Origin of the sequence: Sulfitobacter sp. CW3 (assembly GCF_019392245.1) — a bacterium.
GTDB lineage: Bacteria > Pseudomonadota > Alphaproteobacteria > Rhodobacterales > Rhodobacteraceae > Sulfitobacter.
The window spans coordinates 221,328-240,180 of the sequence record NZ_JAHXRL010000001.1; the positions used below are offsets into that span (position 1 = coordinate 221,328).

The window sequence follows — 18,853 nt, forward strand, 5'->3', positions numbered from 1 at the left end:
CTGCGTTAGATCGCACCTAAGCGCGGTTATTGAGGGAAACATCATGCGGATTTTGTTTACAGGCGGCAGCGGCAAGGCGGGGCGTCATGTGGTGCCCTATCTGATGGAACAAGGGCATCAGGTGTTGAATGTCGACCTTGAACCGCTGGACTATCCCGGGGTGGATAACCGCATCGCAGACATCACGGATGCAGGGCAGATGTACGATGTTATGCAAAGCTATGCCAATCTGGCCGAGCTGGAACCGGGCAACGGCATGCCTGCGTTCGATGCCGTTGTGCATTTTGCAGCGATCCCGCGCATTCTGATCCGGTCAGACAACGAGACGTTCCGTGTCAACACGATAGGCACCTATAATGTCATTGATGCCGCGCTCAAGGCCGGGGTGCGCAAGGTGATCTTTGCGTCTTCCGAGACGGCCTATGGTATCTGTTTTGCCGACGGAGAGATGAAGCCGCAGTATATTCCCATGGACGAGACGCACCCGACCGTTCCCCATGACAGTTATGCCATGTCCAAGGTCTGTAACGAGGCGACCGCGCGCAGTTTTCAGGCGCGGACGGGGGCGGATGTCTATGGGCTTCGAATCAACAACGTGATCGAGCCTGATGAATATGCGCGTATTTTTCCGGACTTCATCGACGACCCCGACCAGCGTCGCCGCAATATATTCGCCTATATCGATGCGCGCGATCTGGGGCAGATGGTGGCGCGGTGCCTTGAGACGGACGGGCTGGGCTATGAGGTGTTCAATGTCGCGAATGACGACCATTCGGTGGACCGCACAACAGCGGAATTGATCGCGCACTATTACGCAGATGTCCCGAAAACCCGCGAGATGGGCGAGAACGAGACATTTTTCGCGAATAATAAGGCCCGCGATATGCTAGGCTTTGCCCCGGAACATAGCTGGCGTGACTATGTTGATCCGGTTAGAAAATAGACCGCTGCACATTCATTGAGCCGACCATGATCGCGCCATAATCATGCCGGGAAATGGATGCTTCAAATGTCGCAGGTTCTGTTGACCCGGACGTAGCGGGGGGGTAAACCCCAATCAGTCGGGTTTGCCGCCTGACAGGTAAGGCGCATTGCCGCCCCCCATACGCAAAAGGAGCTTCCCCTTGGACGAGATGATGCGGGAATACCTGCCAATCCTTATTTTCTTGGCTGTGGCCATTGGCCTTGGCCTTGTTTTAATGTTGGCAGCCGTGGTGATCGCGGTGCGCAATCCGGACCCTGAAAAAGTGTCGGCATATGAATGTGGCTTTAACGCATTTGACGATGCACGGATGAAATTTGATGTGCGGTTCTACCTCGTGTCGATTCTTTTCATCATTTTCGACCTCGAAATTGCATTTCTCTTTCCCTGGGCGGTCGCCTTTCAGGATGTGAGCATGGCCGGTTTCTGGTCGATGATGGTTTTCCTAGCCGTGCTAACCGCCGGTTTTGCATATGAGTGGAAAAAGGGAGCTTTGGAATGGCAGTAGCAGCCGCGGGGGCCAATACGGCCGGGATGGACCGTGATGTGGCCACCCAGAACCTGAACAAAGAATTGCAGGACAAGGGCTTTCTGCTGACCTCGACCGAGGATCTGATTAACTGGGCGCGCACCGGTTCGCTGCACTGGATGACATTCGGTCTCGCGTGCTGCGCGGTCGAGATGATGCACACCTCGATGCCGCGCTATGACCTTGAACGGTTCGGCACCGCGCCGCGCGCATCCCCGCGCCAGTCGGATTTGATGATCGTGGCAGGTACCTTGACCAACAAAATGGCACCGGCCCTGCGCAAGGTTTACGACCAGATGCCCGAACCACGCTACGTGATTTCGATGGGATCCTGCGCCAATGGCGGCGGCTATTACCACTACAGCTATTCAGTGGTGCGCGGCTGTGACCGGATCGTGCCGGTTGACGTTTACGTGCCCGGCTGCCCCCCAACGGCAGAGGCGCTGTTGTACGGCATCATGCAATTGCAGCGCAAAATGCGCCGCACCGGCACAATTGTTCGCTAAGGGGCTGATATGTCAGAACAACTGAACGAACTTGGCGCGTATATCGAAGCAAAACGCCCCGATTGCATCTTGGGCTGGGAAATCGCCCATGGTGAGCTGAATATGGACGTGACCCAGGCCAATTTGCCGGGTCTGGTGGAATTCATCAAAGGCGATGCAACCTGCCGCCTGACGTCGCTGGTTGATATCACAGCTGTGGATTACCCCGGTCGGGCCAAGCGGTTCGACGTCGTGTACCACTTTTTGTCGATGTTCCAGAACCACCGCATTCGCCTGCGCGTCGCCGCCCGCGAAGAAGACATGGTGCCGTCGATTGTCAGCATCCATCCGTCGGCCAACTGGTTCGAGCGTGAAGTATTCGACATGTTCGGCATCCTGTTCGCAGGCCACCCCGATTTGCGCCGTTTGCTGACCGACTACGGGTTCCGCGGCCATCCGCTGCGCAAAGATTTCCCGACGACCGGCTATACCGAAGTCCGCTATGACGAAGTTGAAAAACGCGTGGTTTATGAACCTGTGTCCTTGGTTCAGGAATACCGCCAGTTTGATTTCATGTCACCGTGGGAAGGGGCCGAATACATCCTTCCGGGCGACGAAAAGCCGGAGGCCAAGTAATGGGAGGCCTCTGGTGGTTCATTCTTTCGGCCCTGACGATCATCCCAATGGTGAAGATTCTGCCGTTTTTCGGCATCAATAAATATTGGTCCGTGGCCTGCGTGGTCCCCTTTGGCACGATTGCGTTGCTGTGGTGGGTGGGCCTCAAACTGACCGAGTTGGAGCGTAAATGATGGACGGCACCAAAGGTTTCGAAGACGCCCTGACCGGCGAACAGAAAATCCGTAACTTCAACATCAACTTTGGCCCGCAACACCCTGCGGCCCACGGCGTTTTGCGTCTGGTGCTCGAACTGGACGGCGAAGTTGTCGAACGTTGCGATCCGCATATCGGCCTGCTGCACCGTGGCACCGAAAAGCTGATGGAAAGCCGGACATATCTGCAAAACCTGCCGTATTTCGACCGGCTGGATTATGTGGCCCCGATGAACCAGGAACATGCCTGGTGTCTGGCCATTGAAAAGCTGACCGGTGTTGTCGTGCCACGTCGCGCCTCGCTGATCCGCGTGCTCTATTCTGAAATCGGACGTATCCTGTCACATCTGTTGAACGTGACCACGCAGGCGATGGACGTTGGCGCGCTGACCCCGCCGCTTTGGGGCTTTGAGGAACGCGAAGATCTGATGATCTTTTACGAACGTGCCTGCGGTGCCCGTCTGCACGCGGCCTATTTCCGCCCCGGCGGTGTGCACCAAGATTTGCCGCCAGCCTTGCTGGACGACATTGAAACATGGTCGCATAAATTCCTGTCCGGCTTCATGGTCGATATCGACGAGTTGCTGACCGAAAACCGTATTTTCAAACAGCGCAATGTCGATATCGGTGTTGTCAGCGCCCAAGACATCCAAGATTGGGGTTTTTCGGGCGTGATGGTCCGCGGGTCTGGCATGGCATGGGATTTGCGTCGCGCAGAACCCTATGAATGCTATGACGAATTCGAATTCCAAATCCCGACCGGTGTGAATGGCGATTGCTATGACCGCTACCTTGTCCGGATGGAGGAAATGCGCCAGTCGACCTACATCATCCAGCAGGCCATCGCGAAACTGCGCGAACCCGAAGGGCAGGGCGATGTGTTGGCACGTGGCAAGATCACACCGCCTAGCCGGTCCGCGATGAAGACCGACATGGAAAGCCTGATCCACCACTTCAAGCTCTATACCGAAGGGTTCCACGTTCCCGCCGGCGAAGTCTATTGCGCTGTCGAAGCGCCCAAAGGCGAATTCGGCGTGTATCTTGTCGCGGATGGCACCAACAAACCCTACCGCGCAAAACTGCGCGCGCCGGGCTATCTGCACTTGCAAGCGATGGATTACTTGGCCAAAGGCCACCAGCTGGCGGATGTCGCGGCGATCATCGGTACCATGGATATCGTCTTTGGCGAGGTCGACCGTTGAGCGGACCTGCCATTTTCATTTTGCCAAATAAACTCCCGCCGGAGGCTCCTGCCGTCTCTGCCAGAACGAAAGCCTGATCTGATGCTGCGCCGTCTACACCCTGACCAACCGACAAGCTTTGCCTTTACCCCCGACAACCAGGTATGGGCCGAAGCGCAGATCACCAAATACCCCGAAGGCCGTCAGGCATCGGCGATCATTCCGCTGTTGTGGCGTGCCCAAGAACAAGAAGGCTGGCTGAGCCGGCCTGCGATTGAACATGTGTCCGAAATGTTGGGGCTGGCCTATATCCGTGGCCTCGAAGTCGCGACATTCTATTTCATGTTCCAGTTGCAGCCTGTGGGCGAGGTGGCGCATTTCCAGATTTGTGGCACGACATCCTGCATGATCTGCGGTGCCGAAGACCTGATTGCTGTCTGCAAAGACAAGATCGCGGCCAAACCGCATCAAATCAGCGCCGATGGCAAGTTTTCGTGGGAAGAAGTTGAATGCTTGGGTGCGTGTTCAAACGCGCCAATGGCCCAGATCGGCAAGGACTATTACGAAGACCTGACCACCGACGGCTTCGCTGCGATGATCGATGACATGGCAGCGGGCAAGGTTCCAGTGCCGGGCCCCCAGAACGGGCGTTATACGTCCGAACCTTTGGCGGGTTTGACTAGTCTCAAGGACCACGACAGCGGCAAAGCCCAATATAACGCAAGCGTGCAGCTGGCTGTTGATATTGGCGATACGATCAAGCGGATTGACGGGACCGAGGTGCCATTTACCGCCCCTTGGCAGGGCAAAGCTGCCGGTAAGACCTCGAAAAAAGCAGCGGCGCGTGATGAACAGATGCCCCCCAGCGGCCCCGATGGCGCGCAAGGTGGACGCACCGCAGCCCAAAAACCTGCACCACGCAATGTCGGTGACAGTTCTGATCAAAAGTCCGAAGCGCCGGGCGAAGCCAAAGGGGCCGAGGCAATTGCCAAGCCCGCACAAGGGAGCGTTGCCCCTGCGCCGAAAACTGCTGCGCCAAAGCCCGGAATTGCAGTATCAGCCGAAAAGAACGCGGCTGCTGCCGGTACGAAACCTGCAACACTGGACGCCCCGCGCGGCGGCGCTGCGGATAACCTCAAGCTGATCAAGGGCGTTGGCCCCAAGCTTGAAAAGCTGGTGAACGAACTGGGCTTTTTCCATTTTGACCAAGTCGCAAGCTGGACAGCCGACGAGCTGGCTTGGGTCGATCAGCACCTTAGCGGGTTCAAGGGACGTGCCAGCCGTGACGGCTGGATTGACCAAGCTAAAAAGCTGGCCGCCGGCGAGGAAACAGAATTCTCGTCCCGCGCCAAAAAAGATGATATCTATAAAGGATAATAAATCATCTTGAATGGTATGAAGGGACGGACATGACAAGCTTAACGGAAAAAGAACAGTGTAAACGCGGCTGCACGCGGTGGGGGGCTGGTATTGGCCTTGTTGCCGCTCTTTTGTTTTGGTTGATTTTCGGCTGGGGCTTTTTCTCGTCTTTGATCTTGGGCATTATCCTTGGTCTGGTCGCCTTTTTCGTGCTTTCCACGATGTGGTGCAGCAAAATCTCTGATGCTCCCGCGCGAACGACTGCGCCAGCGCCTGCACCCGCCGCACCTACACCTGCACCCGTGTCTTCGGCTCCTCAGTCTGGATCTGATGCGACGGCGTCTGCCGATGTTGGCGGCGCTGCATCCGAAGCGACCGCAGGCACGTCCGCCGCATCTGCATCGGAAAAGGCCGCGTTTTCCGGGATGAAGCCAAGCACGCCATTGAAAGGCCAAGAAGAACTGGCCGCGCGCAAAGGTAGCTATAAATACGAAGCGCCCAAAGCCAAGAAAGCCCCGGCCAAAAAGGCTGCGGCACCTAAAAAAGCCGCTGCGCCTAAAAAGACCGCCGCAAAGAAGACCGCGCCGGCAGCGTTAGCGGATATTCCGGCTGCTGCTATCGAAAGCAAGCCAGAAACCATGGCGCAAGCGCGCGCAGGCGGTGCGGACGATCTGAAATTGATCAGCGGTGTTGGCCCCAAGCTGGAACAGACGTTGAACGAGCTGGGCTTTTATCACTTTGACCAGATCGCCAAGTGGGGGCCCGAGGAAATCACCTGGGTTGATGCACGTGTGCGTTTCAAAGGGCGTATTCAGCGGGACAACTGGATGGCGCAGGCGGCAACCCTGGCCGCTGGCGGTGACACCGAATTCTCTGCCCGTAACAAGAAAACCTAAAGCCTGATATGGTGCCTGATTTATGACCGAAGAAGAAAACATCGCACTTGCCCGCAAGGGTCGGATGGTGGCGTTGGTCATTGCAGGCACCATGTTGCTTTGGATCGCATTGCAATGGATTGCGCCGCAGTTTGGCTTGCCCGGACGCTATGCATTGTTGTTTGATTTTGCGGCCTTGGGTGCCCTGATCTGGGCGATGATAAACATTTACCAGATGCGCAAGGCCCGAACGGCCAGCCGCGACGGTTGAGATAAAACGCGGTACGCCGCACAGGAATAGAATAGTAAGCGCAGCACTGCTGCGAGACATAAAGGGAAGCGACATGCTCCAGGATCAAGACCGCATCTTTACCAATATCTACGGTATGCACGACCGGACGCTGAAGGGCGCGCAGGCGCGTGGCCATTGGGATGGCACGGCGAATATCCTGAAGAATGGCCGTGAATGGATCATCGACCAGCTGAAGGCGTCTGGCCTGCGCGGTCGCGGTGGTGCGGGTTTCCCCACCGGCCTGAAATGGTCGTTCATGCCCAAGGAAAGCGACGGTCGCCCTAGCTATCTGGTGGTGAACGCTGACGAATCCGAACCGGGCACCTGTAAAGACCGCGAAATCATGCGCCATGATCCGCACACCTTGATCGAAGGCTGTCTGATCGCCAGCTTCGCCATGCAGGCCAACGCCTGCTATATCTACATTCGTGGCGAATACATCCGCGAACGCGAGGCGCTTCAGGCTGCGATTGACGAGGCCTATGATGCCGGTCTGGTCGGCAAGAACGCCTGCAAATCCGGGTATGATTTCGACATTTATCTGCACCACGGGGCAGGGGCCTATATTTGCGGCGAAGAAACCGCATTGCTGGAAAGCCTTGAGGGCAAAAAAGGCATGCCGCGCATGAAGCCGCCATTCCCTGCGGGTGCTGGCCTTTATGGTTGCCCGACCACGGTGAACAACGTTGAATCGATTGCCGTTGTACCAACGATCCTGCGCCGCGGGCCCGAGTGGTTCTCGAGCTTTGGTCGCCCGAACAATGCCGGCACCAAGCTGTTTGCGATTTCCGGTCACGTCAACAACCCCTGCGTTGTCGAAGAAGCGATGAGCATCGGTTTCGAAGAGCTGATCGAAAAGCATTGCGGCGGTATTCGCGGTGGCTGGGATAACCTCAAGGCTGTGATCCCGGGCGGGTCGTCTGTTCCGATGATCCCCGGCGCACAGATGCGCGACGCGATCATGGATTTCGATTACCTGCGCGAACAGCGGTCCGGTCTGGGTACGGCTGCGGTCATCGTCATGGATAACTCCACCGACGTGATCAAAGCGATCTGGCGTCTGGCCAAATTCTACAAGCACGAAAGCTGTGGCCAGTGCACGCCATGTCGTGAGGGTACCGGCTGGATGATGCGCGTGATGGACCGTCTGGTGACCGGCGATGCCGAGCCGGAAGAGATCGACATGTTGCTGGATGTCACCAAGCAAGTTGAAGGCCACACAATCTGTGCCCTTGGCGACGCGGCAGCCTGGCCGATCCAGGGTCTGATCCGCCACTTCCGTGACGATATCGAAGACCGAATCAAGCACAAGCGCACAGGTCGCGTTAGTGCCGTGGCGGCGGAGTGATCATGGAAGCCTTTGCCGCCTATAGCCACGCGATCACGTCCCTTGCTCTGTGGGCGTTGTTGATCACCGTTTTGGGTGGTTTTTCGACACGCGGCCGCACATCCGAAAACCGGTGCGACTGTGGGAAACCCAAGCGTAATTACGACGACCCGTGGTATCGCAGCGAACGTGCGTTCATGAATGCCGTTGAAACGTCCGGCCCGTTTGTCGCGGCGACAGTTGCGGCCATCTTGATCGGTGCATCGCCGTTCTGGGTAAACCTGTTCGCGTCGGCCTTTATCGTCGTGCGCGGCGCGATGGCATTTTTCCACATTCGCACAACCAATCAGGCGGCGCGGTCCATGTGTTTTGCGGCGGGGTTGTTTTGTATTCTGGCGCTAATCCTTATGACGATCATAGCGGCATTCTAGGCAGGTGCATTTCGGGGGCGACAGCACCCCTTGGCCATCGCGCTGCTGCAGCGTGTTGGCTGGCATAGCACCACCGAGGGGGAGGAGACGGTGATGAAAGACATGCATCTGGCAGAGTTGAACGTGGGCCGGCTTTTGGCACCTACGGACGACCCGCGCGTTGCTGAATTCATGGATAACCTTGACCGGATCAACAGCTTGGGCAAACGGATGCCCGGTTTCGTGTGGATGATGGAAGGGTCGGGTGAACCCGGCACCGGAAACACCGACGCCAAGATCGGCGATGACCCGCAGCATGTGTCTAACCTGACGGTCTGGGAAAACGTCGAAACCCTTGAGCAGTTTGTTTGGGGTACGATCCACAAACAGTTCTATGCGCGCCGCGCCGAATGGTTCGAGATTTTGGGCAAAATGCATTTCGTGATGTGGTGGGTGCCAAAGGGCCACAAACCCACCCTGGATGAAGCGCTGGTGCGTCTGGATCATTTGCGCGAAAACGGCGACAGCGACCATGCTTTTGGCTGGGCGCATCTGAAACAGGCAACGCGCTGGCGCAGCGACGGATGCCAAGCCATAGCGGCGGAGTAATTAGATGAGATTTTTTGTAATTGCGTGTACAATTGCTGCCGTTCTGGCGGGCTGCTCCTCTCGCGAGGACCGGGTCGCTTTTGACGGCATATATTTCAAAACCAAGATAAGCAAAGTTGAAGGTCAACGTGATGTATTCACCTTGTTGGTCAAGAATGCGTCGCAGTCAATTGACGGTGCCCGCGAGGCAGCCCGCTATGAAGCGACGGTGTATTGTGTGAACAACTATGGCAGCTCTGACATCGTTTGGGTGGTGGGTCCTGATACCTCCGCAGATAATCTTCGCCTTGTTGATGATAGTTTGACCTTTTCTGGGTCTTGCCCTTCTTGATGGATTGCGCGACACACCGAATGCAAACGGCTGATTTCGGGATGTTATTGTATAGCAACGGCGTCAGTTCCCATATGCAGACGGGGCATTCTGCCCCCCTGCATGAGGAGAGTAAAATGCGTAACGTTTTGACTGCTGTAATGTCTGTGGCGCTGCTGGCCAGCCCAGCTGCCGCCAAACCCGCTTTGCGTGATGTGTCTGCCGTGGATGACGCGCTTTTGGATCTGGGGTTGGCGGATCAGATTCGCAAAGAGTGTCCCGATATTTCTGCCCGCTTTCTGCGTGCGATCAGCTATTTGAATAATATTCACCAAACTGCACGATCCTTGGGCTATACAGAAGCCGAAATTGATGCATACCGGAAAAGCCCAGAGGAAAAAGCGCGCATGAAAGCCCGTGGCGCTGCATATTTAAGGGCAAATGGGGTCGATACTTCGGACCCACAAAGCTATTGTACGCTTGGGCGTGCAGAAATCCAAAAATCGAGCCGGATCGGTTCGTTACTGAGAGCGAAATAAGCATATGAGCGATATCCGCAAGATCATCATTGACGGTAAAGAAGTCGAAGTCGAAGGGGCGATGACGCTTATTCAGGCCTGCGAGGAAGTGGGCGTGGAAATTCCGCGTTTCTGCTATCACGAGCGTCTGTCGATCGCGGGTAACTGCCGTATGTGTCTTGTTGAAGTCGTGGGCGGCCCGCCCAAGCCTGCCGCGTCTTGCGCGATGCAAGTTCGCGATTTGCGTCCCGGTCCCGAAGGCCAGCCGCCTGTGGTTAAAACCAATTCGCCCATGGTTAAAAAGGCCCGCGAAGGCGTGATGGAATTCCTGCTGATCAACCACCCGCTGGATTGCCCGATTTGCGATCAGGGCGGCGAATGTGACTTGCAAGATCAGGCGATGGCGTATGGCGTTGATTTCAGCCGCTACCGCGAACCGAAACGCGCGACAGAAGACCTTGATTTGGGTCCGCTGGTTGAAACCCACATGACGCGCTGTATTTCCTGCACCCGCTGCGTGCGTTTCACCACCGAAGTTGCCGGTATTCACCAGATGGGCCAGACGGGCCGTGGTGAAGATGCCGAGATTACAGCCTATCTGGGTCAGACCCTTGATTCGAACTTGCAGGGCAACATCATCGATCTGTGCCCGGTTGGTGCGTTGGTGTCGAAACCCTATGCCTTTACGGCGCGGCCTTGGGAATTGTCCAAGACCGAATCCATCGATGTGATGGATGCGCTTGGGTCGAACATCCGCGTCGATACCAAAGGCCGCGAAGTGATGCGCATGCTGCCGCGCAACCATGATGGCGTGAACGAGGAATGGATTTCCGACAAAACACGTTTCGTCTGGGATGGCCTGCGTCGCCAGCGTTTGGACACAGCCTATATCCGCGAGAATGGCAAGCTGCGCAAAGCAGAATGGCCCGAAGCATTGGCCGCCGCCGCTGCTGCGATGAAGGGCAAAAAAGTTGCCGGCCTGATCGGTGATCTGGTTCCTGTCGAGGCTGCATTCGCGCTGAAGCAGTTGATCGAAGGGCAGGGCGGTGTTGTTGAATGCCGCACCGATGGCGCAAAGCTGCCTGCTGGCAACCGTTCCGGTTACGTTGGCACCGCCACCATCGAAGATATTGATACGGCGCAAGCGATCATGCTGATCGGCACGAACCCTGCTGTAGAAGCGCCGGTTTTGAACGCCCGTATTCGCAAGGCTTGGGCGCGCGGCGCAGACATCGGTCACGTCGGTCCTGCGGCTGATCTGACCTATGATCATTCGCATTTGGGCAATGGCCCTGCGGTCCTGACCGATTTGCTGAAACGCGATCATTCCGACGTGGCTGATAAACCGTCGCTTGTGATTGTCGGCATGGGCGCATTGGCCCGCGAAGATGGCGCTGCTGTTCTGGCCGCTGCAATGGCATTGGCCGAGGCAACGAAATCCGGCTTTATGGTGCTGCACACCGCCGCGTCCCGCGTGGGCGCGATGGACATCGGCGCTGTGACCGACGGCGGTGTTACTGATGTCGTGTCGGCTGATGTTGTCTATAATCTGGGCGCGGACGAGGGCGATGTTCCTGCCGGTCCGTTCGTGATCTATCAGGGCAGCCATGGCGATCGCGGTGCACATCGCGCCGACATCATCCTGCCCGGTGCCGCCTATACCGAAGAAGCCGGGTTGTTCGTTAACACCGAAGGGCGTCCTCAGTTGGCGGCCCGTGCCAGCTTTGCCCCCGGTCAGGCCAAGGAAAACTGGGCCATCCTGCGCGCGCTTAGCGCCGAGATGGGCGCGACCTTGCCATTTGATTCTTTGGCAGCTTTGCGCAAGGCGTTGGTCGCCGAGGTTCCGCATCTGGGTGATATTGATCAGGTCGCTGCAAATGACTGGGCCGCTTTGCCGCAGTCCGAAGTGGGCAGCGCGGCGTTCCAGCCGGCTATCGCTGATTTCTATCTGTCCAATCCCATCGCGCGGGCCAGCGAGCTGATGGCGGAACTTTCGGCGAATGCCAAAGCCCGCCGCGAAGCGCCCATGGCGGCGGAGTGAGGGTTTTGGGGGTGATGATGATCCCTGCTGTTATGGCTGCCTGCGACGCGCAGGTCCCCATGGCAGAGGATTTCATTCCCGATTATCAGGGCGTGGAAACCAAGTTGCTTGATGGTGATTTGGTTCAGTTTAACGTGGCCATGACCAAGGCGCGGTCGGCTGAAAATGTGGCGGACTATGCGGAATGCGCTGCGGCGCGGTATACCTTGATCCGGGGCTTTGGATTTGCCCGCCATGTACGTACAAATGTTGAGATCGTGGGTGGCGTCTGGCACGCAGATGCTGTTTACACCATCTCGCCAAGCCTGCCACGGGGCTTGAAGACAATTGATGCCGAAGTAACCGTGCAAAATTGCATGGAACGCGGCATACCGACGGTGTGAGGACCTATGGCTGACTTCTTTTTTAACACCACCCTTGGCATGATCCTGCTGATCATTGGTCAGATTCTGTTGATCGTGGTTCCTTTGCTGCTGGCGCTGGCCTTTCTTATGTATGCAGACCGCAAGATCTGGGCGAGCGTTCAGCTACGTCGGGGTCCGAACGTGGTGGGCATCTATGGCTTGCTGCAATCCTTTGCGGATTTCGGCAAATACATCGTCAAAGAGATCGTCGTGCCCGCGGGCGCAGACCGGCCCGTGTTCTTCATGGCCCCGATGGTCAGTCTGGTCATGGCGCTGGTCGCCTGGGCGGTGATCCCGTTCAATGACGGTTGGGTTTTGTCTGACATCAACGTGGCCATCCTCTTTGTCTTCGCGGTTTCCTCGCTCGAGGTATACGGCGTGATCATGGGCGGCTGGGCCTCGAACTCGAAATACCCGTTCCTTGGCAGCTTGCGCTCTGCCGCGCAGATGATCTCTTACGAGGTGTCGATCGGTTTGATCATCATCGGTGTGATTATCTCGACCGGGTCGATGAACTTTAGCGGGATTGTTGCAGCACAAGACAGCAATTACGGATTGCTCAGCTGGTATTGGTTGCCACATTTCCCGATGCTGATCTTGTTTTTTATCAGTGCCTTGGCTGAAACCAACCGCCCGCCGTTCGATTTGCCCGAAGCGGAATCCGAACTGGTTGCCGGCTATCAGGTTGAATACTCGTCAACGCCATTCCTGCTGTTCATGATCGGCGAACTGGTTGCCGTCGTTCTGATGTGCGCGCTGATCTCGCTGATGTTCTTTGGCGGTTGGTTGTCCCCGATCCCGGGCTTGCCTGATGGCATCTTCTGGATGGTCGCCAAAATGGGTCTGGTGTTCTTCTTTTTCTCCTTGGTCAAGGCGATCACACCACGCTACCGCTATGACCAGCTGATGCGTTTGGGCTGGAAGGTCTTCCTGCCGTTCTCACTTTTCTGGGTGGTTTTCGTGGCCTTTGCGGCAAAATTCGAATGGTTCTGGGGTGTTTACGCACGCTGGACAGTAGGGGGCTGATCCGATGACAGACTACACCCGTCACGCCAAATATTTCCTGTTGCAGGATTTCTATCACGGTCTGAAGCTGGGCATTAAATATATGTTCAAGCCCAAGGCGACGATCAACTACCCTCATGAAAAGGGGCCTTTGTCGCCGCGTTTCCGGGGTGAACATGCCTTGCGTCGCTATGCCAATGGCGAAGAACGCTGCATCGCGTGTAAACTCTGCGAGGCGGTATGCCCTGCGCAGGCTATCACAATCGACGCCGAACCGCGTGAAGACGGCAGCCGCCGCACCACGCGCTATGACATCGACATGACCAAATGCATCTACTGCGGTTTCTGCCAAGAAGCCTGCCCGGTCGATGCGATTGTTGAGGGTCCGAATTTTGAATTCTCGACCGAGACCCGCGAAGAGCTGTATTATGACAAGGCCAAGTTGCTAGAAAACGGCGACCGCTGGGAAGCCGAAATTGCGCGCAACCTTGAGATGGACGCACCTTACAGATGACCCAAACGCCCAACCCTTTTGAAGAAATGATGCGTCAGATGCAGGAAATGGCCAAAGCCTTTCCGGCGATGGATGCCTTTTCGACCAAAGGGTTCGAGGCGATGATGGGTAAGATGCCCAAGGACATGATGGAAACGCTGTTTGGCAACACGATGAACCCTGACGGGTTGGATGCCAAAACGCGGATGCTGCTGACGATTTCGGGCCTGACCATGCAGGGTGCCCAGAACGAAATGGCGCTAAGACAGGCCGTTGTGCACGCGATTGAGGCGGGCGCACATAAGCAGCAAGTGATTGAGACGATTGGACAGATGGCGGTTTTTGCCGGTATCCCCGCCATGACCCGTGCGATGCAAATTGCGCAGGAAGTGTTGGATGACAAGGAAGGTGACGCATGAGCGTTTTTGCATTTTATCTTTTTGCGATCAGCGTGATTGCTGGCGGGCTTTTTACCGTGATCAGCCGCAACCCGGTGCATTCGGTGCTTTGGCTGATTTTGGCTTTTCTCAGCGCGGCAGGCCTGTTCGTGATGTTGAACGCGGAATTCGTGGCGATGCTGCTGATCATCGTTTATGTGGGCGCGGTTGCGGTCCTGTTCCTGTTCGTCGTCATGATGCTCGACGTTGATTTCGCGGAACTCAAGGCGGAAATGGCGCGCTATATGCCGCTGGGGCTGCTGATCGGTTTGATCGTTTTGATGCAGTTCGTGATGGCCTTTGGCGCATGGGATGCAAATGCCGCTGCCGAAGGGCTGCGCACTCAAGTGGTCAGCGATCAGGTGCAGAACACTGCGGCGTTGGGTTTGATCCTTTATGATGAATATTTCCTGCTGTTCCAGCTGTCTGGCTTGATCCTGCTGGTCGCGATGATCGGGGCGATTGTTCTGACGCTGCGCCATCGTGGTGATGTGAAACGCCAGGACGTGGTTGCGCAAATGATGCGCGATCCGGCCAAGGCCATGAAATTGAATGATGTGAAACCGGGGCAAGGTCTATAAAGCCTGCCCGAACAAGGATGTGATCCGATGTCACGAACTACAGTAGTTGTGTTGGTTGTCGTTTTGATCGTTGTTTTCGGCGGCTACAACATCATCGGATAACGGAACGAACAGGGTTAAACCCCTGAACGCCAAGAACGAAAGAACGCCCGAAACGGGCAAAGAACCGAGGGACGACATGATCGGAATTGAACATTACCTGACAGTGGCGGCGACGCTTTTTGTCATTGGCATTTTCGGGCTATTCCTGAACCGCAAGAACATCATCATCATGTTGATGTCGATCGAGCTTATGCTCCTCGCGGTGAACATTAACTTCGTCGCATTCTCGCATTTCTTGGGCGATTTGGTGGGGCAGGTCTTTACCCTTTTCGTTCTAACGGTCGCCGCTGCCGAAGCTGCGATTGGTCTGGCCATTCTGGTCTGCTTCAACCGCAACCGTGGGTCTATCGCGGTTGAAGACGTCAACGTGATGAAGGGCTAAGATCATGGAAAGCATCATTCTTTTCGCGCCGCTTGTTGGTGCCTTGATCACAGGTTTCGGTTGGAAACTGATCGGTGAAAAACCGGCGCAGTGGTTTGCAACGGCCATGCTGTTTTTGGCTGCTTTGCTGAGCTGGGTCGTCTTTCTGACCTTTGACGGCGAGACCCAGCACATCCAGCTGCTGCGTTGGATCGAAAGTGGTAGCCTGTCGACAGATTGGGCGATCCGCATGGACCGGCTGACAGCGATCATGATGATCGTGATCACCACCGTGTCCAGCCTCGTGCATTTGTATTCGTTGGGGTACATGGCCCACGACGAAAATTTCAGCGATGCCGAACCCTATCGCGCGCGCTTCTTTGCGTATCTGTCCTTCTTTACCTTTACGATGTTGATGCTGGTGACGGCTGATAACCTTGTTCAGATGTTCTTTGGCTGGGAAGGTGTGGGCGTTGCCTCGTATCTGTTGATCGGCTTTTACTACAAAAAACCATCGGCAAACGCCGCCGCGATCAAGGCCTTCGTTGTCAACCGTGTGGGTGACTTTGGTTTCGCGCTTGGCATCTTTGGTCTGTTTCACCTGACCGACAGCATCAAGTTCGACGATGTTTTCGCCGCTGCACCTGAGCTGGCTGAAACCACCCTGCATTTCTTGTGGGCAGATTGGAACGCGGCGAACTTGCTGGCCTTCCTTTTGTTTGTCGGTGCCATGGGTAAATCGGCGCAGCTGTTCTTGCACACTTGGTTGCCAGACGCGATGGAAGGGCCGACCCCTGTGTCCGCTCTGATCCACGCCGCGACAATGGTTACTGCGGGTGTTTTCCTTGTGTGCCGCATGTCGCCGCTGATGGAATTCGCGCCCGAAGCGATGATGTTCGTGACCTTTATCGGTGCGACCACCGCATTCTTTGCCGCAACTGTGGGTCTGGTTCAGACTGACATCAAACGCGTTATCGCGTATTCGACCTGTTCGCAGTTGGGCTATATGTTCGTGGCCGCAGGCGTTGGCATGTACTCCGCCGCGATGTTCCACCTGCTGACCCACGCGTTCTTTAAGGCGATGCTGTTCCTTGGGGCAGGGTCCGTCATTCACGCGATGCACCACGAGCAGGACATGAACAACTATGGCGGTCTGCGCAAAAAGATCCCCTATACGTTCTGGGCCATGATGATCGGCACGCTGGCCATCACCGGTGTTGGCATTCCGCTGACGCATTTCGGGTTCGCCGGCTTCCTGTCTAAGGATGCAATCATCGAAAGCGCTTGGGCCGGTGGCACATCCTATGCCTTCTGGATGTTGGTGATTGCCGCGGCGATGACCAGTTTCTACAGCTGGCGCCTGATGTTCATGACCTTCTTTGGTAAGCCACGCGGTGACAAGCACACTCATGACCACGCGCATGAAAGCCCGATGGTTATGTTGATCCCGCTGGGTGTTCTTAGCCTTGGTGCGATCTTCTCGGGGATGGTGTTTTATAACAGCTTCTTTGGTCATGCAGAAGATATCGGCGAATTCTACGGTATCCCGATGGCCGAAATGGCCGCTGGTGGCGACGCCAAGGTTGAAGGTGCCGAGGACAGCCATGGTGCCGCCGCGACAGACGAAGCACATGGTGCGGATACCCACGCCGACGCAGACCACGGTGACGATGCACACCACGGCCCCAGCTTTGCTGGTGCACCGGGTGAGGGCGCGTTGTTCTTTGGCCCCGATAACACGGTGCTTGAGGATGCGCATGCAGCCCCAGCATGGGTAAAAGTCAGCCCGTTCATTGCGATGTCGTTGGGTCTTCTTATGGCGGTATGGTTCTACATCTGGAACCCGACCTTGCCGGGCCGTTTGGCCGCGAACCAACGCCCCTTGTATCTGTTCTTGCTGAACAAGTGGTACTTTGACGAGATTTATAACGTGATCTTCGTCAAACCCGCCTCGGCCATCGGTCGTTTCTTTTGGAAGCGCGGCGACGGGGACGTTATCGACGGGACGCTTAATGGCATCGCCATGGGCATTATTCCGTTCTTCACGCGGCTCGCGGGTCGTTTCCAATCCGGCTACATCTTTACCTACGCCTTCGCCATGGTGATCGGGATCGCGGTCCTTGTGACTTGGATGACGATGAGCGGGGGGGCAAACTAATGGATCATCACTTGCTTTCCATCATTACCTTTATGCCAAGCTTTGCGGCGCTGATCTTGGCCGTATTCCTGCGCGGCGACGACGAAGCGGCGGCACGCAATGCCAAATGGCTGGCGTTGATCACGACGACCGTTACTTTCCTGATCTCGCTGTTCATCCTGTTCGACTTTGACCCATCCAACACCGGGTTCCAGTTCGTAGATGAAGCGACGTGGATCATGGGCCTGAAATACCGCATGGGTGTCGATGGCATTTCGATCCTGTTTGTTATGCTGACCACTTTCATGATGCCACTGGTGATCGCCGCCAGCTGGAACGTCACGACGCGGGTCAAGGAATACATGATCGCATTCCTCCTGCTGGAAACGCTGATGTTGGGCGTCTTCATGGCGTTGGATATGGTGCTGTTCTATCTGTTCTTCGAGGCAGGCCTGATCCCGATGTTCCTGATCATCGGTATCTGGGGCGGCGCGAACCGGATTTACGCGAGCTTTAAGTTCTTTCTCTATACCTTCCTTGGGTCGGTGTTGATGCTGGTGGCCATGGTCGCAATGTATGCGGATGCGGGCACCACCTGTATTGGCGGTTGCGAGGTCAGCCTGCTGACCCACACCTTCGCCTCCGAGACATTCTCGATTGCTGGAATAACAGTGGTTGGCGGCATGCAAACCATGCTGTTCCTGGCGTTCTTTGCCAGCTTTGCCGTGAAAATGCCGATGTGGCCTGTGCACACATGGTTGCCAGACGCGCACGTTCAGGCACCGACAGCCGGTTCCGTCGTGCTGGCGGCGATCCTGTTGAAAATGGGCGGCTACGGCTTCTTGCGGTTCTCGCTGCCGATGTTCCCTGTCGGGTCCGATGTGCTTGCACCGCTGGTGCTGTGGATGTCGGCGATTGCGATTGTCTATACATCGCTGGTGGCGCTGGTTCAGGAAGACATGAAAAAGCTGATCGCCTATTCATCCGTCGCCCACATGGGTTTCGTGACAATGGGTATCTTTGCCTTTAACCAGCAGGGCCTTGATGGTGCGATTTTCCAGATGGTCAGCCACGGCTTTATCTCGGCTGCGTTGTTCCTGTGTGTGGGCGTGATTTACGACCGCATGCACACCCGCGAGATTGACGCCTATGGTGGTCTGGTGAACCGGATGCCCGCCTATGCGCTGGTGTTCATGTTCTTCACCATGGCCAACGTTGGCCTGCCGGGCACCTCTGGGTTTGTGGGCGAATTCCTGACATTGATGGGGATCTTCCAAGTGAATACCTGGGTGGCTGCAGTTGCGACGACCGGGGTTATCTTCTCGGCGGCCTATGCGCTGTGGCTGTACCGCCGCGTTGTGATGGGTGACCTGATCAAGGAAAGCCTGCGCACAATCACCGATATGACGACCCGCGAGCGTTGGATTTTCGCGCCGCTGATCGTCATGACCCTTCTTTTGGGCGTCTATCCGGCACTGGTTCTCGATATTATCGGACCATCGGTTTCCGCCCTTGTTGCTAGCTATGATACGGCCCTGGAGGCGGCAAGTGCCGCTGTCCAGATGGCCTCAGAATAAAGGACCGC

23 protein-coding genes are annotated in these 18,853 nt (G+C 56.3%); all 23 read left to right on the forward strand.

Features of this window, described 5'->3' with window-relative positions; translation table 11 throughout:
- The first annotated feature begins 43 nt into the window (after nucleotides 1–43).
- The 23 genes from KZZ06_RS00925 (at nucleotide 44) to KZZ06_RS01030 (ending at nucleotide 18,845) form a co-directional block, all read left to right on the forward strand.
- Entirely contained in the window at nucleotides 44–943 is a 900-nt protein-coding gene (locus KZZ06_RS00925; RefSeq protein WP_219578153.1) for an NAD(P)-dependent oxidoreductase, read from the forward strand.
- 181 nt (nucleotides 944–1,124) lie between these two features.
- Nucleotides 1,125–1,490: an NADH-quinone oxidoreductase subunit A gene (locus tag KZZ06_RS00930; RefSeq protein ID WP_093915956.1), complete on the forward strand. Its 366-nt coding sequence runs from the start codon at nucleotides 1,125–1,127 to the stop codon at nucleotides 1,488–1,490.
- The gene (locus KZZ06_RS00935) at nucleotides 1,481–2,017 is read left to right on the forward strand and encodes an NADH-quinone oxidoreductase subunit B family protein (RefSeq protein WP_093915957.1); all 537 of its coding nucleotides are present in this window, start codon (nucleotides 1,481–1,483) and stop codon (nucleotides 2,015–2,017) included. The genes KZZ06_RS00930 and KZZ06_RS00935 overlap by 10 nt, the downstream gene beginning before the upstream one ends.
- Before the next feature lie 9 nt (nucleotides 2,018–2,026).
- Nucleotides 2,027–2,632 (forward strand): NADH-quinone oxidoreductase subunit C, encoded by a 606-nt coding sequence (locus KZZ06_RS00940; protein ID WP_219578154.1) that lies wholly within the window; start codon nucleotides 2,027–2,029, stop codon nucleotides 2,630–2,632.
- Between the two features lie 47 nt (nucleotides 2,633–2,679).
- Nucleotides 2,680–2,805, forward strand: coding sequence for a hypothetical protein (locus tag KZZ06_RS22415; RefSeq protein ID WP_008226781.1), 126 nt, complete (start codon nucleotides 2,680–2,682; stop codon nucleotides 2,803–2,805).
- Nucleotides 2,805–4,028 carry an NADH-quinone oxidoreductase subunit D gene (locus tag KZZ06_RS00945; RefSeq protein ID WP_219578625.1) on the forward strand — a complete coding sequence of 408 codons (1,224 nt, stop codon included), beginning with the start codon at nucleotides 2,805–2,807 and terminating at the stop codon, nucleotides 4,026–4,028. The genes KZZ06_RS22415 and KZZ06_RS00945 overlap by 1 nt, the downstream gene beginning before the upstream one ends.
- An 81-nt stretch (nucleotides 4,029–4,109) precedes the next feature.
- Nucleotides 4,110–5,384 carry an NADH-quinone oxidoreductase subunit E gene (locus KZZ06_RS00950; protein WP_219578155.1) on the forward strand — a complete coding sequence of 425 codons (1,275 nt, stop codon included), beginning with the start codon at nucleotides 4,110–4,112 and terminating at the stop codon, nucleotides 5,382–5,384.
- 32 nt (nucleotides 5,385–5,416) lie between these two features.
- On the forward strand, nucleotides 5,417–6,262 hold the full coding sequence (locus KZZ06_RS00955; RefSeq protein WP_219578156.1) for an endonuclease: 846 nt from the start codon (nucleotides 5,417–5,419) through the stop codon (nucleotides 6,260–6,262).
- Nucleotides 6,263–6,284: 22 nt separating this feature from the next.
- Nucleotides 6,285–6,512, forward strand: a complete 228-nt coding sequence (locus KZZ06_RS00960) for a DUF5337 domain-containing protein (RefSeq protein ID WP_219578157.1) — start codon at nucleotides 6,285–6,287, stop codon at nucleotides 6,510–6,512.
- Nucleotides 6,513–6,585: 73 nt separating this feature from the next.
- Nucleotides 6,586–7,881 (forward strand): NADH-quinone oxidoreductase subunit NuoF, encoded by a 1,296-nt coding sequence (gene nuoF, locus KZZ06_RS00965; RefSeq protein WP_219578158.1) that lies wholly within the window; start codon nucleotides 6,586–6,588, stop codon nucleotides 7,879–7,881.
- Nucleotides 7,882–7,883: 2 nt separating this feature from the next.
- Nucleotides 7,884–8,291 (forward strand): MAPEG family protein, encoded by a 408-nt coding sequence (locus KZZ06_RS00970; protein WP_219578159.1) that lies wholly within the window; start codon nucleotides 7,884–7,886, stop codon nucleotides 8,289–8,291.
- Nucleotides 8,292–8,384: 93 nt separating this feature from the next.
- Nucleotides 8,385–8,879 (forward strand): DUF3291 domain-containing protein, encoded by a 495-nt coding sequence (locus tag KZZ06_RS00975; RefSeq protein WP_257884141.1) that lies wholly within the window; start codon nucleotides 8,385–8,387, stop codon nucleotides 8,877–8,879.
- Between the two features lie 4 nt (nucleotides 8,880–8,883).
- Entirely contained in the window at nucleotides 8,884–9,210 is a 327-nt protein-coding gene (locus tag KZZ06_RS00980) for a hypothetical protein (protein WP_219578160.1), read from the forward strand.
- Between the two features lie 116 nt (nucleotides 9,211–9,326).
- On the forward strand, nucleotides 9,327–9,728 hold the full coding sequence (locus KZZ06_RS00985; protein ID WP_219578161.1) for a DUF5333 domain-containing protein: 402 nt from the start codon (nucleotides 9,327–9,329) through the stop codon (nucleotides 9,726–9,728).
- Between the two features lie 4 nt (nucleotides 9,729–9,732).
- Nucleotides 9,733–11,748: an NADH-quinone oxidoreductase subunit NuoG gene (nuoG, locus tag KZZ06_RS00990; RefSeq protein WP_219578162.1), complete on the forward strand. Its 2,016-nt coding sequence runs from the start codon at nucleotides 9,733–9,735 to the stop codon at nucleotides 11,746–11,748.
- A 14-nt stretch (nucleotides 11,749–11,762) separates the two neighbouring features.
- Nucleotides 11,763–12,131, forward strand: coding sequence for a hypothetical protein (locus KZZ06_RS00995; protein ID WP_219578163.1), 369 nt, complete (start codon nucleotides 11,763–11,765; stop codon nucleotides 12,129–12,131).
- A gap of 6 nt (nucleotides 12,132–12,137) precedes the next feature.
- Nucleotides 12,138–13,178 (forward strand): NADH-quinone oxidoreductase subunit NuoH, encoded by a 1,041-nt coding sequence (gene nuoH / locus KZZ06_RS01000; RefSeq protein WP_219578164.1) that lies wholly within the window; start codon nucleotides 12,138–12,140, stop codon nucleotides 13,176–13,178.
- A gap of 4 nt (nucleotides 13,179–13,182) precedes the next feature.
- Nucleotides 13,183–13,671, forward strand: a complete 489-nt coding sequence (gene nuoI, locus KZZ06_RS01005) for an NADH-quinone oxidoreductase subunit NuoI (RefSeq protein WP_093915968.1) — start codon at nucleotides 13,183–13,185, stop codon at nucleotides 13,669–13,671.
- On the forward strand, nucleotides 13,668–14,069 hold the full coding sequence (locus KZZ06_RS01010; protein WP_219578165.1) for a carboxymuconolactone decarboxylase family protein: 402 nt from the start codon (nucleotides 13,668–13,670) through the stop codon (nucleotides 14,067–14,069). The genes nuoI and KZZ06_RS01010 overlap by 4 nt, the downstream gene beginning before the upstream one ends.
- Nucleotides 14,066–14,668 (forward strand): NADH-quinone oxidoreductase subunit J, encoded by a 603-nt coding sequence (locus KZZ06_RS01015; RefSeq protein ID WP_219578166.1) that lies wholly within the window; start codon nucleotides 14,066–14,068, stop codon nucleotides 14,666–14,668. The genes KZZ06_RS01010 and KZZ06_RS01015 overlap by 4 nt, the downstream gene beginning before the upstream one ends.
- A gap of 178 nt (nucleotides 14,669–14,846) precedes the next feature.
- Complete coding sequence (gene nuoK / locus KZZ06_RS01020) at nucleotides 14,847–15,152, forward strand: NADH-quinone oxidoreductase subunit NuoK (protein WP_093916121.1); 306 nt, start codon at nucleotides 14,847–14,849, stop codon at nucleotides 15,150–15,152.
- A gap of 4 nt (nucleotides 15,153–15,156) precedes the next feature.
- The gene (gene nuoL, locus KZZ06_RS01025) at nucleotides 15,157–17,289 is read left to right on the forward strand and encodes an NADH-quinone oxidoreductase subunit L (protein ID WP_219578167.1); all 2,133 of its coding nucleotides are present in this window, start codon (nucleotides 15,157–15,159) and stop codon (nucleotides 17,287–17,289) included.
- A complete protein-coding gene (locus tag KZZ06_RS01030) occupies nucleotides 17,289–18,845 on the forward strand; it encodes an NADH-quinone oxidoreductase subunit M (protein WP_219578168.1) in 1,557 nt (518 codons plus the stop codon). Before nuoL ends, KZZ06_RS01030 begins: the two co-directional genes overlap by 1 nt.
- Nucleotides 18,846–18,853 lie beyond the last annotated feature (8 nt).